This is a genomic window from Acidovorax delafieldii 2AN (assembly GCF_000175235.1).
GTDB lineage: Bacteria > Pseudomonadota > Gammaproteobacteria > Burkholderiales > Burkholderiaceae_C > Acidovorax > Acidovorax delafieldii_B.
In genome coordinates this window covers 1-14103 of sequence record NZ_ACQT01000091.1, presented here as the reverse complement: position 1 = coordinate 14103, position 14103 = coordinate 1, and the positions used below count along the sequence as shown (strand labels likewise).

Annotated in this window: 13 protein-coding genes; 10 read left to right on the top strand and 3 right to left on the bottom strand. The window is 67.7% G+C overall.

The genetic code is table 11. The features are described 5' to 3' along the window. From ACDELDRAFT_RS12575 to ACDELDRAFT_RS12560, 4 genes are all read left to right on the top strand, one after another. A partial coding sequence (locus ACDELDRAFT_RS12575) for a sensor histidine kinase (RefSeq protein ID WP_005797261.1) occupies positions 1-1555 on the top strand: 1555 nt, incomplete at its 5' end. 5 nt (positions 1556-1560) lie between these two features. Then, positions 1561-2166: an ANTAR domain-containing response regulator gene (locus ACDELDRAFT_RS12570; RefSeq protein ID WP_005797259.1), complete on the top strand. Its 606-nt coding sequence runs from the start codon at positions 1561-1563 to the stop codon at positions 2164-2166. Positions 2167-2633: 467 nt separating this feature from the next. Further along, the gene (locus ACDELDRAFT_RS23660; protein ID WP_005797257.1) at positions 2634-4916 is read left to right on the top strand and encodes a putative bifunctional diguanylate cyclase/phosphodiesterase; all 2283 of its coding nucleotides are present in this window, start codon (positions 2634-2636) and stop codon (positions 4914-4916) included. Next, the gene (locus ACDELDRAFT_RS12560) at positions 4913-6547 is read left to right on the top strand and encodes a methyl-accepting chemotaxis protein (RefSeq protein WP_005797256.1); all 1635 of its coding nucleotides are present in this window, start codon (positions 4913-4915) and stop codon (positions 6545-6547) included. The genes ACDELDRAFT_RS23660 and ACDELDRAFT_RS12560 overlap by 4 nt, the downstream gene beginning before the upstream one ends. A 277-nt stretch (positions 6548-6824) precedes the next feature. On the opposite strand, the gene ACDELDRAFT_RS12555 is transcribed toward ACDELDRAFT_RS12560, so the two are convergent. Continuing rightward, positions 6825-7514 carry a dienelactone hydrolase family protein gene (locus tag ACDELDRAFT_RS12555; RefSeq protein WP_005797255.1) on the bottom strand — a complete coding sequence of 230 codons (690 nt, stop codon included), beginning with the start codon at positions 7512-7514 and terminating at the stop codon, positions 6825-6827. A gap of 116 nt (positions 7515-7630) precedes the next feature. Between ACDELDRAFT_RS12555 and ACDELDRAFT_RS12550 the strand changes: the two genes are divergently transcribed. The 4 genes from ACDELDRAFT_RS12550 to creC all read left to right on the top strand — a co-directional run bounded on the left by ACDELDRAFT_RS12550 (position 7631) and on the right by creC (position 11235). Then, a complete protein-coding gene (locus ACDELDRAFT_RS12550) occupies positions 7631-8377 on the top strand; it encodes an SDR family oxidoreductase (protein ID WP_005797254.1) in 747 nt (248 codons plus the stop codon). Beyond that, positions 8377-9012 (top strand): MarC family protein, encoded by a 636-nt coding sequence (locus tag ACDELDRAFT_RS12545; RefSeq protein ID WP_005797252.1) that lies wholly within the window; start codon positions 8377-8379, stop codon positions 9010-9012. The genes ACDELDRAFT_RS12550 and ACDELDRAFT_RS12545 overlap by 1 nt, the downstream gene beginning before the upstream one ends. A 5-nt stretch (positions 9013-9017) precedes the next feature. Next, on the top strand, positions 9018-9725 hold the full coding sequence (locus ACDELDRAFT_RS12540; protein WP_005797251.1) for a winged helix-turn-helix domain-containing protein: 708 nt from the start codon (positions 9018-9020) through the stop codon (positions 9723-9725). 73 nt (positions 9726-9798) lie between these two features. Further along, complete coding sequence (creC, locus tag ACDELDRAFT_RS12535) at positions 9799-11235, top strand: two-component system sensor histidine kinase CreC (RefSeq protein WP_005797249.1); 1437 nt, start codon at positions 9799-9801, stop codon at positions 11233-11235. A gap of 37 nt (positions 11236-11272) precedes the next feature. Here the strand turns inward: creC and trhA are convergent, their stop codons facing one another. Together trhA and ACDELDRAFT_RS26000 are read right to left on the bottom strand one after the other, a co-directional pair. Next, positions 11273-11770 carry a PAQR family membrane homeostasis protein TrhA gene (gene trhA / locus ACDELDRAFT_RS25715; protein ID WP_081470124.1) on the bottom strand — a complete coding sequence of 166 codons (498 nt, stop codon included), beginning with the start codon at positions 11768-11770 and terminating at the stop codon, positions 11273-11275. Positions 11771-12243: 473 nt separating this feature from the next. Beyond that, positions 12244-12378 carry a hypothetical protein gene (locus ACDELDRAFT_RS26000; protein WP_005797245.1) on the bottom strand — a complete coding sequence of 45 codons (135 nt, stop codon included), beginning with the start codon at positions 12376-12378 and terminating at the stop codon, positions 12244-12246. Positions 12379-12546: 168 nt separating this feature from the next. Between ACDELDRAFT_RS26000 and ACDELDRAFT_RS12525 the strand changes: the two genes are divergently transcribed. Beyond that, entirely contained in the window at positions 12547-13560 is a 1014-nt protein-coding gene (locus tag ACDELDRAFT_RS12525) for a M14 family zinc carboxypeptidase (RefSeq protein WP_040329069.1), read from the top strand. 2 nt (positions 13561-13562) lie between these two features. Continuing rightward, a partial coding sequence (locus tag ACDELDRAFT_RS12520) for an alpha/beta fold hydrolase (protein ID WP_005797241.1) occupies positions 13563-14103 on the top strand: 541 nt, incomplete at its 3' end.

Sequence of the window (14103 nt, the reverse complement as noted above, 5' to 3'; positions counted from 1 at the left end):
GTTCGGCGCCTGCCGGCAATTACTGGCCTATGCCTGCGGTGCCGCTGCCGGCGCGGGGGCCCTGGCGGGCACCGCCGCGTTGCTGCTGCTGGGGCAGATCGACGCCAGCGCCTGGCTGCCCCTGTGGATGCGGTGGTGGATGGGCCAGGCCCTGGGCATCCTGCTGCTCACGCCCCTGGTGCTGGCCGTGCGGGCGGCATGGGGCGAGTCCGGCCGGCAGACGCGCCTTGCCGAAGGTGCGCTGGTGTACGCGCTGTCGTTCATCGCGGGCCAGGTGATTTTCTCGGGCTGGCAAAGCAGCCTGTTCAGCCCCGTGGCCAATGCCTACTGGATGTTCTTCTTCGTCACCTGGGCCGGCGTGCGCCTGGGCATGGCGGGCACGGTGGGGCTGCTGTGCATGATCGCGCTGCAGGCCCTGTGGGGCACCCAGGGCGGCACCGGCTTCTTTGCCCGCGACATCACCACAACCCAGGGCTTTGGCTACGGGTCGTACATGATGATCCTGTCGCTGGTGGGCATGTCGCTGGCGGCCTACCTGTCTGAACTGCGCTGGCAAAGGGCCGATCTGCGCATCGCGGCCATCGCCTTCGAATGCCAGGAGGGCCTGCTGATCACCGACACGCAGGGCGTGGTGCTGCGAGCGAACCAGTCGTTCCTACGCATGTCGGGCCACACGGCGCCGGAGGTGCTGGGCAAGACATCGCGCACGCTGTGCGCCCATGCCGACAACGCGCCCGACCCGGCCCCGGCCCACGACGACCACCATCTGCCCCACCAGGACGTGCAGCGCCGCGAATGGCACCGCCGCAAGTCCGGCGAAGCCTACCCGGTGTGGCTCACCATCACGCCCGTCACGAACGGCAACGCCCGCATCACGCACTATGTGCTGGCCATCACCGACATCACCGACTTCCAGCGCCAGGCGCAGCAGCAGCGTGAGATGGAGCAGAAGCACCGCGACACGCTGGTGCGCGAAGTGCACCACCGCATCAAGAACAACCTGCAGGGCATCATCGGCATGCTGCGCGGCTTCGGCAGCGCGCACCCGCAACTCCAGGCACCCATCACTGAGGTGATCGGCCAGGTGCAGAGCATCTCCGTCATCCACGGCCTGCAGGGCCAGGCACGCATGGACCAGGTGCGCCTTTGCGAGCTGACGAACGCCGTCGCGACCAGCATTGGCGGCCTGTGGCAGACCCCGGTGTGCGTGGACATTCCCGAGCCCTGGCTGCCCTGCCGCATCCACCAGACAGAAGCCGTTCCGGTGGCGCTGGTGCTGCATGAGCTGATCCTCAACGCCGTCAAGCACGGCGGGCAGCAGCATGCGGACGTACGCATCACGCTGCGCAAGGGCCGTGAGCCCGACATCGTGCAGATCACCATCTCCAACCCCGGGCACTGGCCGCAGGAGGTCATGGCCGGACACGCCGGCCTTGACCTGGTGGCCGCCCTGATGCCGCGCAGCGGCGCCACACTGTTCATGGAACAACAGAACGACCGCGCCGTGACCCGGCTGGAATTCCAGCCCCCCGTAATTCAGGCCGAACAGGCCTAGCCGCCATGACCTCTTCCGACAAGCCCCCCAGCACGCCCCACCTGCTCCTCATGGACGACGACCGGCTGATCCTTGCCATGCTCGCCAGCGGCCTGCGCAGCGCCGGTTACCAGGTCAGCACGGCAGAGTCGGTGGACGACGCCGAGGCCCTGCTGGCGGCGGGCCTGCGCCCCGACCTGGCCTTGATTGACGTGAGCGTGCCCGGGCGCAGCGGGCTGGAACTGGCCGAGCGGCTGCACGGCCTGGACCACATCCCTTTTCTCATGCTCAGCGCCTACAGCGACACCGCCACCGTCGAGCGCGCCTCGGACTTCGGCGCGCTGGGCTACCTGGTCAAGCCACTGGACATCGTCCAGATCAAGCCAGCCGTCCAGGCAGCCTTGCAGCGCAGCCAGGAAATCGAGGCGCTGCGCCAGACCCGCGCCCAGCTCCAGGCAGCGCTGAACAGCGACCGCGACATCAACGTTGCCACCGGCATCGCCATGATGCAGTACCGCCTGCCGCGTGCGGCGGCCTTCGAGCTGCTGCGCTCGGCGTCACGCTCCCAGCGCCGCAAGCTTTCCGAGGTGGCGGCCCAGGCGATCGAGGCCTGCGAAAAGCTGCACGGCTGACGGGCGCGTTTCTGCCGACGCCTGAAATTCCCGGGGAAACAACGGCATCTCCCGCCATTCGCCGCCATCGCGCTGTGCCGCGCGCGCGGCCCCCCCGCTGGCGCATTTCGCTCGGATGCCGCCAAGCTCGGCACCAACACTGGCCTTGAAGGCCACCGCGCAATCTCGGGTTTACCCGGATTGCCGCCCTTCTCCTTCAGCTTGTAAAAATATGTGTTCATCGGCGCTTGCCTGCCCTGCCCCGCAGACAGGCGCCACACCAGAGGCCCAGAACATGCCTCGCCAGGCTGGTGCAGGTCGGCGCCCATCGCCGTGACGCACCTACCAGATCGTCCTTCCCGAAAGGATGGAGCGCGCATGTTCACCACGGCCAATCCACCCGTTTTCACTGCCTGTTTGCTGCTGCGCGGCGCGCCCTTACATTCGCCTGCACGCGGCGTTTGCGCACGCGCCCGCCAATCCGTGCCATGAAAACCCCCGCCGGCTCTGCGTCCGCAGCGGTCCTGCGCCCAAGGCGGGGCGCGCGCACGCCCTGGCTGGACCACCATGCCCTCTTTTCGCGCTTTCGGATCGGCACGCGCCTTGCGGCGATGATGGTGCTCGCCGGCCTGGTGGCGGTGCTGCTGGCCGCATCGGGTATCCGGGGGCTGGCGGACGCCAACGAGAGCTTGCACATGGTCTACGAGGGCCGCATGAAGCCCGTGCGAACCCTGGGGCAGATTTCCCACCTCATGCTGGCCAACCAGCACCAGTTGCAGATCGCGCTCGGACAGACGGCGACAGGCGCAGGCCCCTCCGCCATCACCCTGGATCCCCAGCTCGCACTCAAGGCCAGCGAAGCGATCGAGCGCAACGTGCACACCATCGACCGCCTGTGGGACGAATATGCCTCGGGGCCGCTCAGTGCGCAGGAGCGGACGCTGGCAGCGCGCTTTGCCACCCGGCGCAACCAGTACCTGGAGCAAGCCGTTTCCCCGGTGCTGGACGCCCTGCGCACCCTCAACTACCAGGACACCCGCCGCCTGGCCACCGGCGCGCGCACGCTCTACGAGCGCGCCAGCCCCGACATCCAGGCGCTGGTTGATTTGCAATTCGAGATGGCGCACGCCGCCTATGCCGCCGGCGTTCAGCGCTACAACAAGACGCGCTGGATGGCGGTCAACGCACTGCTGGCGTCCATGGCGGTACTGACGGTGCTGGGGGTGATGCTGATCCGCTCGATCGTGCAGCCACTGCAGGCCGTCAAGCAGGTCTTTCAGCACATCTCCGACGGCAAGCTGGACTCTGCCATCGAGGTACGGGGCCACGACGAGATCAGCCAGTTGCTCATCGCCCTGCGCGAGATGCAGGCCAAGCTGGGGGCCAACGAAAAGGCCATTCACCACCTGGCCTACTACGACCCCCTGACCAATCTGCCCAACCGCCGATTGCTCAAGGAGTGCATCCAGGCCGCGCTTGCCGCCAGCAACCGCGACGACCACCACCGCGCGCTGCTGCTGCTGGACCTGGACAACTTCAAAACCATCAACGACACGCTGGGGCATGAACTGGGCGATGCCTTCCTGATGGACACCGCCCAGCGCCTTCGCCATGCGGTGCAGGCGCCCCACTTCGTGGCCCGCATCGGAGGTGACGAATTCGTCGTGCTGGTGGACCGGCTGCCGGCCGACGAGGCCGCAGCCCTTGAGCAGGTCAACCTTCTGGCCGACCAGTTGCTTGCGGCGGTGGCCGGCCCGTGCCTGCTCGCCGGGCAGTGGCACCACGGCAGCGCCAGCATTGGCATCTGCCTGTTCCGCCACCACAACGCCACCATCAAGGACCTGCTCAAGCGCGCCGACGCCGCCATGTACCAGGCCAAGAACGCCGGGCGCAACAACCACTGCCTCTTCGACCCGGCCATGCAGGCCCAGCTGGAAACCCGCACCGCCCTGGAGGCGGCCCTGCGCACTGCGGTGGCCCGTGGCCAGATGGAGTTGCACTTCCAGGTGCAGGTGAACGGCGCCATGCAAGCGACCGGCGCCGAAGTGCTGCTGCGCTGGAACCACCCCACCCATGGCCCCGTGCCACCAGCGCAGTTCATTCCCATCGCCGAGGCGTCGGGCCTCATCCATTCCATCGGCGCATGGGTGCTGCAAAGGGCTTGCGCCCAGCTCAAGGCCTGGGACGGGCAGGCCCACACCCGGCATCTGGAGCTGGCCGTGAACGTGAGTGCCCAGCAGTTCCGGCACCCCGACTTCGTCGCGCAGGTGTGTGACGCGCTGGACCGTGCGGGCGCCAATCCCGGGCTGCTGGTGCTCGAACTGACCGAAAGCCTCGTGTTGCACGACATCGCCGACACGGTGCAAAAGATGCTGGCCCTGCGCAGGCATGGCGTGCGCTTCGCGCTCGACGACTTCGGCACGGGCTACTCGTCACTGTCCCACCTCAAGCAACTGCCGCTGCACCACCTCAAGGTCGACGGCTGCTTCGTGCGCGACATCGTCACCGACCCGAGCGATGCCGTCATCGTTCAGACCATCATCGGAATGGCCAGGAATCTCGGCCTGTGCGTCATCGCCGAGGGGGTGGAGGCCGAAGCCCAGCGCCAAGTGCTCCTGGACCTGCAATGCCCCGTCTACCAAGGCTACCTCTTCAGCCGCCCACTGCCGCTGGCGCAATTCGAGCAATGGCTTGGAATGCACTGCGCAGCCACCTCCGCGGCCTGTCCGCCCCCCGTTTCCCCGACACCCATCCCCCAGGCAACACCATGAACCATTTCAAGATTTCGACCCGCGTCGCGGCCCTCGCGGGCCTGATGTCCCTGCTGCTGCTGGCGATAGGCAGCCTCGGGCTCTGGGGTATCGGGCGCTCCAACGACGCGTTGCATTCCATGTACGAAGACAGCCTGGCGGTGACGGGTGAGGTCACGCAGATTCAAGCCCTGCTGCTGCGCAATCGCCTGGCCATCGCGATCGCGCTGATCACGCCCGACCCCGCCATCAGCCAGGCCAGCGCCGCGGAGGTGGAGGGCAACATCGCCGCCATCACCCGCATCTGGGATGCCTACATGGCACGCGCCCACCAGCCCGAAGAAGCGCGTCTGGCACAAAATTTCGCAGAAAACCGCAAACGCTTCGTGCAAGAGGGCCTGCGCCCCACCATCGCGGCCTTGCGGGCCAACGATCTTGCAGCGGCGGCCCGCCTGGTGGCCACAGCCATCCGGCCGCTGTACGCCCCGGTGGGCGCCGATATTGACGCACTGGTCAAGCTGCAGTTCGATGAAGGCCGCAAAGCCTATGCCGCCAACGATGCCCGCTACGCGCTGGTCCGTAACGTGGCCTGGGCTGCCATTGCTGCGGGGCTGCTGTTCGCAGGGCTGTTTGCAGCAACGCTGGTACGCGGCATATCGCGCTCGCTGGGGATTGCCATCGGTGCCGCCGATCGCATCGCGCAGGGCGACCTGAGCCAGCCCGTCGTCGTGCATGGACGCGATGAGGCGGCGCAGGTGCTGCGCTCGCTGGCCGCAATGCAACGGCAGTTGACGGGAATCGTCACCCACATCCGCGAAGGCAGCGAGAGCGTGGCCAGCGCCTCCAGCCAGATTTTTACCGGCAACCATGACTTGGCGGGCCGCACCGAACAACAGGCCAGCGCCCTTGAGCAGACGGCCGCCGCGATGGAGCAGCTCAACGCCGCCGTGCAGCACAACGCCGAAAGCTCACGCCAGGCACGGCAACTGGCCGCCGACGCGAGCACGGTGGCCGTGCGCGGCGGCGAGGTGATGGGCCAGGTGGTGGCCACCATGCGCGACATCCATACGTCTTCAGGAAAGATCGCCGACATCATCGGCGTGATCGACAGCATCGCCTTCCAGACCAACATCCTGGCCTTGAACGCAGCCGTGGAAGCCGCTCGCGCGGGCGAAGGCGGCCGGGGATTCGCCGTGGTGGCCTCGGAGGTGCGCCATCTTGCCAAGCGCTCGGCCGACGCCGCCAAGGAAATCAAGCAACTCATCCAGTCGAGCGTGGAACGCGTGGGGCAGGGCACCGAACTCGTCAACACGGCGGGCACCACCATGCAGGAAGCCGTTGACGCAATCCAGCGCGTCACCACCCTCATGACGGACATCAGCGCCGCCAGCGCAGAACAAAGCAGCGGCATGGCCCAGATTGGCGAGGCCGTTCAGCACCTGGACCAGACCACACAGCAGAATGCCGCGCTGGTCGAAGAGCTGTCGGCCGCCGCCCGCAGTCTGCAGGACCAGGCCAAGGGCCAGGTGGCGACCATCGCCGTCTTCACCCTGGCCGCTGCAAGCCCCCAGGGCGCCCTGTCCTCAGATGCCCCTGCACCGGTGCGCCTGCCCATACTTCAGACACCCAGGCTGCTCCCGGCGGCTGCCTGACGAAGAAATCTCGCCCCGCCGGGGTTTGTTCCATCTGACCCGTTGCGGGTTGGCGGACCCTCCCAGCGATAGCGCAGCGCAACCAGACGCCGAATCAGCACTGCGACAACGCTTGCCGAGGGTGCGGGTGCTGTCTCGGCGCGCCCCTATCGACTGAAGCGTCGAACGCACTAGCCAGAACGCCCAGATGCGTCATGCCGTACCTCCGGCGCTGCGGCCATTAGGCCTCGGTGCACGGGGTGAGTGAACGGCAGCAACCGCCTTCAATAAACAGCCCCTAGCCCAGATGGCGCGAAAAGAAGGCCAGGGTCCGGTCGCGCGCGACCAGCGCCGACGCTTCGTCATAGGAGCCGCGCTGGTCGCAGTTGAAGCCGTGATCGGCCTCGTACACATGCACCTGCACTTCGGGGTGCGCACGCGCAAAGGCCTGAACGCTTTCGACGGAGATCCAGTGATCACGCTGGCCAAAATGGGCCAGCACCGGCACCTGTGGCTGGCGCGCCGTTTCGTCGGGCGACGTCATGCCACCGCCGTAGTAGCAGACGGCCGCCGACAGCCCCCGCAGGCTGCAAGCCGAGCGCCAGGTGAGCAGGCCGCCCCAGCAGAATCCCACGATGCCCACCTTGCCGCCCGATCGCTCGGCCGCGTGGTCGATGGCGGCCTGGATGTCGGGCAGGACACCGTCGCCGGGAAGTGCCTCCACAGCCGCCTTGAGACCAGACCCTTCGCGCATGTCGGCCTCGCTGTAGCCAAGCTCTACGTCCGGGCGCACGCGCGCGAAAGTGGCCGGGGCCACGGCGACATAGCCGCGCGCCGCCAGCCGGTCGGCCACGGCGCGGATATGGGAGTTGACCCCAAAAATCTCCTGCAACACCACCACAGCCCCCTGGGGCGCGCCGTCGGGTTGCGCCACCCAGGCGGGCACGACAAAACCGTCCTGCGACGTCAGATTGACAAACTGGCCCATGCAATTGCTCCTTGAGAAGAAAAGGACTGTGGCGCAAAGACACCACCCCGGCCCCGCAGCACACCAGCCCCGTGCCGGGATGCTGTAATGCACCCCATTCTTGCAGGAGACCCGGTTTGGACAAAGTGCTTCTTATCACCGGCGCAAGCCGCGGCATCGGCGCCGCCACGGCCCGGCTGGCGGCGCGCCAGGGCTGGTCCGTGGCGGTGAATTACGCCACCAACGCACAGGCCGCGGAAGACGTGGTGCGCGGTATCCGCGAAGCCGGTGGAACCGCCCTGGCCGTGCAGGCCGACGTGGGGGACGAAGCCCAGGTGCTCGCCATGTTCCAGACCATCGACACGGAACTGGGGCGGCTCGCCGGCCTGGTCAACAACGCCGGGGTGGTGGATGTGCCCGCGCGCGTGGACTCCATGGGCCTGGCGCGGCTGCAGCGCATGTTCAACATCAACGTGATCGGCAGCTTTCTGTGCGCGCGCGAGGCCGTGCTCCGCATGAGCACGCGCCATGGTGGCGGGGGTGGTGCCATCGTCAACGTTTCCAGCGCCGCCGCACGCCTGGGCGCCGCCGGGCAGTATGTGGACTACGCCGCCGCCAAGGGTGCGATCGACACCATGACCGTGGGCCTGGCCCGCGAAGTGGCGGCCGAGGGCGTGCGGGTGAACGCCGTGCGCCCCGGCCTGATCGAAACCGACATCCATGCCAGCGGCGGCCTGCCCGACCGGGTGCGCGACCTCTCGCCGCAGGTGCCCATGCAGCGCGGAGGCACCGCCAACGAGGTGGCCCAGGCCATCGTCTGGCTGCTTTCGGACGAAGCCAGCTACACCATCGCCACGCTCATGGACATCTCAGGAGGCCGCTGATGGACCTGAAACCTCTCATCACCCTGCTGGCCATCGTGAACCCGCTGGCCATCGTGCCCTTCTTCATCCATTACACGCAGGGGTTTTCGCGCGAACAGCGGCAACGCACCATCCGCACGGCCGCGCTGTCTTCGTTTTGCGTGATCGCAGCGTGTGCTCTGCTGGGCCTGCAGATTCTGGAGTTCTTCAACATTTCACTGCAGAGCTTTCAGGTGGGCGGGGGCATGCTGCTGCTGATCAGCGCGATGAACATGCTCAACGCCCAGCCGGCCGAGGCCAAGCCCCACACCCACGAGCTCGAGCAAGGCGCCGAAAAGGCAGCGGCCGGCAGCAGCATTGCGGTGGTGCCCCTCACCATTCCTCTGCTCACGGGGCCGGCCAGCATGTCCACGGTGGTGATCTATGCCGACCGCGCGCAAACCCTGTGGCAGCACGTGGCACTGGTGGGCTACGGCGTGGTGATCGCGGTCGCCACCGCTCTGTGCTTTTCGCTTGCGGAGCCGATTGCGCGCGTGCTGGGCAAGACCGGCATCAACGTCATGACCCGCCTGATGGGCCTGATCCTGGCAGCCCTCGCCGTGGAAGTGATGGCCGAGGGCCTGGGCAAGCTCTTCCCGGTGCTTGTGACGAGGTAACGCCCGTGGCTGCACACGTGCTGCTGCTGGAAGACGACCCGGCCATCGCCCGCACGGTGGCCTATACCCTTGGGCGCGATGGCATGGCCGTGACGCACAGCCTGCTCATGCACGACGCGCGCCAACAGTTGCAGTCCCGCACCTTCGACCTGCTGGTGCTCGACGTAGGCCTGCCCGACGGCAGCGGGCTCGACCTGCTGCAGGACCTGCGCAAGGGCGCCGTTCACCGACCGGGCGCAACAGCCACGCCGGTGCTGGTGCTGAGCGCACGCGGCGAAGAACTCGACCGCGTGCTGGGGCTGGAACTGGGCGCCGACGACTACCTCACAAAGCCCTTCAGCCCACGCGAACTGGCCGCACGCATCAAGGCCGTGCTGCGCCGAGCGGCAGTGCCCATGGGCGTGGTGGCCAGCGCGGGCTCCGCACACTCGGGGTTCCACGACGATGCCGCGGGCCAACGCATCAGCCTGCATGGCCAGCCGCTGGCCCTTACCCGGCGCGAGTACCGGCTGCTGGCCTGCCTGCTGCACGGGGCGGGCCGCATCCATGGCCGCGAAACGCTGCTGGCCGCTGCCTGGGGCAATGACAGCGAAAGCACCGACCGCACAGTGGACACCCACATCAAGACCCTGCGCGCCAAGCTGCGCGAACTCGACCCCACGCGCGAGTACATCAGCACCCACCGTGGCATGGGGTATTGCCTTGATGCGTGAATTCGGGCCCGCCTGCTCGGCGCCCGCCATCGCGGTAGCCCGGTTCGCGTGCCAGCTGCGGTAGGCCCCCACCATGCGCCTTGGCCTCCGGCTTCTGTTTGCCTTCTTCCTGATCAATGGCATCGCAGCGTTCTTCGTGCTGCGGGTATTCACCGCCGAGATCAAGCCCAGCGTGCGCGAGGTGATGGAGGACATAATGGTGGACACCGCCAACATCCTCGCCGAACTCGCCAGCGACGACCTCGCACAGGGCCGCATGCGCGATGGCCGCTTTGCCCAGCAGGTGCGCCACTACGCCCACCGCCCCATCGACGCGGCCATATGGGGGTTCAGCAAGCAATCGCTCGACTACCGCATCTACGTCACCGACACCCAGGGAACCGTGGTTTTCGACTCGGAAAACCGCGCGGTGGGCGAAGACTATTCACGCTGGCGCGATGTGGCCCGCACCCTGCGCGGCGACTATGGTGCGCGGGCCACGCGCGCGGTGCCAGGCGATGACACCAGCGGCGTGATGTACGTTGCGGCGCCCGTGGTAGTGAACGGGCAGATCGGCGGCGTGCTGACCGTGGCCAAGCCGGTGAGCACCGTGCAACGCTTCATCGACCGGGCCGAAAACAAGGTGCTGGCCAGCGGCCTGCTGCTCTTGGTGCTGTCGGCAGCCGTGGGCGTGGCGGTGACGCTGTGGGTGGTGTGGAATGTGCGTCGCCTGCGCGATTACGCGCTGAGCGTTCAGGGGCCGGCCGACGGCGAACATGCGGCCTCGACTGAGGCAGCGCTCGCCGTGCCCCAGGTGCCCGGAGAACTGGGCGACCTCGCCCGGGCCATGGATCGCATGCGTGCCCGCCTGGAGGGCCGCGACTACATCGAGGGCTACGTGCGCGCGCTCACCCACGAGCTCAAGAGCCCTGTGGCCGCCATCCGGGGCGCGGGCGAGCTGTTGCAGGAAGAGCTGCCTGCCGCTGACCGCGCCCTGTTCGCCGACCAGGTCGTGCAACAGAGCGAGCGACTGCAGCGGCTCATCGACCGGCTGCTGGAACTCAGCAAGCTCGAGCAGCGCCAGCACGCCCAGGTGCGCACGCCGGCGGCCCTGGAGGCCTGCGCCAGTGCGGCCCTGGCCCACACGCAGGCACGGGCCGTGCAGCGCGGGGTCGCCTTGCATCTAGCGGGCCATGGCACCACCGGCCCCTGGGAGGCTGAACTCGTCACCCTCGCGCTGACCAACCTGCTTGACAACGCCATCGACTTCTCACCACCGGGCAGCGCCGTGCAGCTGGAGATCGACGGCACCACCGTGGCGGTGCAGGATGCGGGGCCAGGGGTGCCCGACTACGCGCTGGCGCGCCTGGGGGAACGCTTCTTCACCACCGCGCGGCCCGCAGGCGAGCGCAGCGGATCAGGCCTGGGCCTGGCCATCGTGCGCCGCGTGATGGCCCTGCACGGCGGGCACATGGACGTCCGCAACACCCTCCCGGGGTTGCGCGTGACGCTGCATTTCCCAGCCGACTGAAGTCGATGGGTTGGCAGCCCAGCCCCGTCCTGTTCCGTCAAGCCCAGGCAGCCTGTCCCTGGCCCAGTACGGCCCACGCGTGGCAGGTCGTGCCTGCGGCCACAAATGCATGCCAGACCGCATGGCCGTAGCGGATGCGTCCGTCCAGCATGAAGAAGATCACCCCCAGGGTATACAACCCTCCGCCCGCCACCAGCCAGGCCACCCCGGCAGGCGAAGCCCGCGCCATGATCGGCATGGCCGCCAGCAGCACCAGCCACCCCATGGCGAGATAGCTTGCGGTCGACAACCAGACCGACGCCAGACGGCCCAGCGCCTTGAGCGCCATGCCTGCGACCGCCACCACCCACACCAGGGTGAGGACGGCCATACCCCACCGGTCACCGAGGTGTTGCGATGCAAATGCCGTGTAGCTGCCGGCGATGAACAGAAAGACAGCCCCGTGGTCCAGCTTGAGAAAGATGCGCTTGGCGCGCCCCTGCGGCAGGGCGTGGTACAGGGTGGAGGCCAGGTACAGCCACACCATTGTGGCCATGAAAACGCAGACACCGGCAAAGCCCGCGCCACCCGGGCGAGGGCCCGATGCCACCAGCCAGGCCCCAACCCCGAGGCGGCCACCAGCGCGGTTGCGTGGCTGGCCGCATTGGCGATTTCTTCGCTCTGGCTTTGCGGGCGGGCAGCGCTGGTTCCGGAAGGCCAGGCCCCGGCTCCCGGTGGGAGGATCTGCACCGTCCCCTTGCCTTGATCCCTATACACCCCGCGGAGGGCTGCAAGGCCACTCTTGTGACGCAGGGGCCGCGGAGTGGGCATGCCCCGCAGCGCGGCGGCCAGCCCGAAACCGTGCCACCCGCCAACGCGCGAATCGAAACATCGCTCGCCTAGGAAAGTGCCGCGTGATGGCGTTCGCGCCACGCGTGGTAGCGGGCACGCTGCAGGGCGAAAAGCTCTGCTACGCCCCAGGCGATGCCGCAGGCCACCATGCTGCAGAGCATGAGCCAGCGCACGGCGTCAGTCCTGGGCCGGGGTGGGTAGCATGAATTCTTCATGGGAAAAGCAGTCATTGCCCGGCAGGTCCAGGCAGCGCCAGCGTTCATCGAAGAGTTCGTCGAAAAGTCTCTGCAATCCGAGCAGTTTCCAGAGCATGCGGTGCCTTTGGAGAAGGTGGTTGGCTGCTGCAAGATACCCGGCGCATGTGACAGTTTGGCGTAGCCCTGCAAATTCGCCACACCCACACCCCTGGTTCACACACGGGGCATGGCCAACGGTATGCTGGTGCATTCCCCCTCGTGCAAACCAGCCCCTTCCCCCACCGTGCCCGAAAACGTTCTGCCCGAACTGCAGGCCCTGGAAAGAATCATCGAGCTGGGCGGCGCGGCCCTGCAGGCGCGCGTGGTGCGCGAAGTCAGCGTGGCTTCGGGCCGGACGTTTCCCATCTACGCCGTCAGCCTGGGCAACGCGAGCCCCGCCGTTCCCGCCGTGGGCTTTTTCGGCGGCGTGCACGGACTGGAGCGCATCGGCGCCGAGGTGGTGATGGCCTACCTGCAGAACATCGTCATGCGGCTGCGCTGGGACACCACGCTGCACCAGCAGCTCGAGCATGTGCGCATGGTTTTCATGCCCATCGTCAACCCAGGCGGCATGTGGGCAGCCACGCGGGCCAACCCCCACGGGGTGGACCTGATGCGCAACGCACCGATCGACGCACTCGACCGCGTGCCCTTCCTGATGGGCGGCCAGCGGCTGAGCGCGGGCCTGCCCTGGTACCGTGGGCGCATGGGCGATCCGATGGAAATCGAGAACCAGGCGGTGTGCGAGGTGGCGCGCAGCGAACTGCTCGCCCGCCCGTTCAGCCTGGCCCTGGACTGCCACTCGGGCTTCGGGGTGCGCGACCGGCTGTGGTTTCCGTTCGCCCACACCCGCCGGCCCATCACGCACCTGAACGAGCTGCATGCGCTCAAGCAGATCTTCCTGCAGGCCCACAGCCACCACCCCTACATCATCGAACCCCAAAGCGCCCAGTACCTCGCGCATGGCGATCTCTGGGACTATCTGTATCTGCAGTCCTGCGAGCAACCGGGGCACACCTTCCTGCCGCTGACGCTGGAGATGGGCTCGTGGATCTGGATCAAGAAGAACCCGCGCCAATTGTTCTCGCGCATGGGCATCTTCAACCCGCTGATCGACCATCGCCAGCAGCGTGTGTTGCGCCGGCACCTGGCGCTGCTCGATTTCCTGTCGCGCGCGGCTTGCAGCTACCAACGGTGGGTGCCCCAGGCAGAGCACTATCCGCAGCGCCGGGCCGACGCGCTGGCCGAGTGGTATTGACCATGGACACCTGGATCCTGCTGCGCGGCCTCACGCGCGAAGCCGCGCACTGGGGCGCTTTCGCAGGCGATCTGCGGGCAGCACTGCCCCACACCCGCATCGTCACCCTCGATCTGCCAGGCAACGGCAGCCTTCACACCCAGACCAGCCCGCTCACCGTGCCGGGCATGGTGGCGGCCTGCCGCGCCGAACTCGCGCGCCAGGGCCTGCGCCCGCCCTACCACGTGCTTGCCATGTCGCTCGGTGCCATGGTAGCCACCGAGTGGGCCTGCACGGCACCTGACGACATCCAGGGCTGCGTGCTGGTCAACACCAGCTTTCGCCCTTTCAGCCCCTTCTTTCACCGGCTGCGCCCGCGCAACTACGCGGCCTTGCTGGCGCTGGTACTGCTGCAGCACTCACCCGAGGCCATCGAACGCACCGTGTGGCGGCTGACCAGCAACTCGCCGGTGAAAACGGCCGTCATCGACCAATGGGTGGCCGCCCGGGCGCTGCGCCCCGTGTCGGCTGCCAACGCCCTGCGCCAGCTGGCGGCGGCGGCGC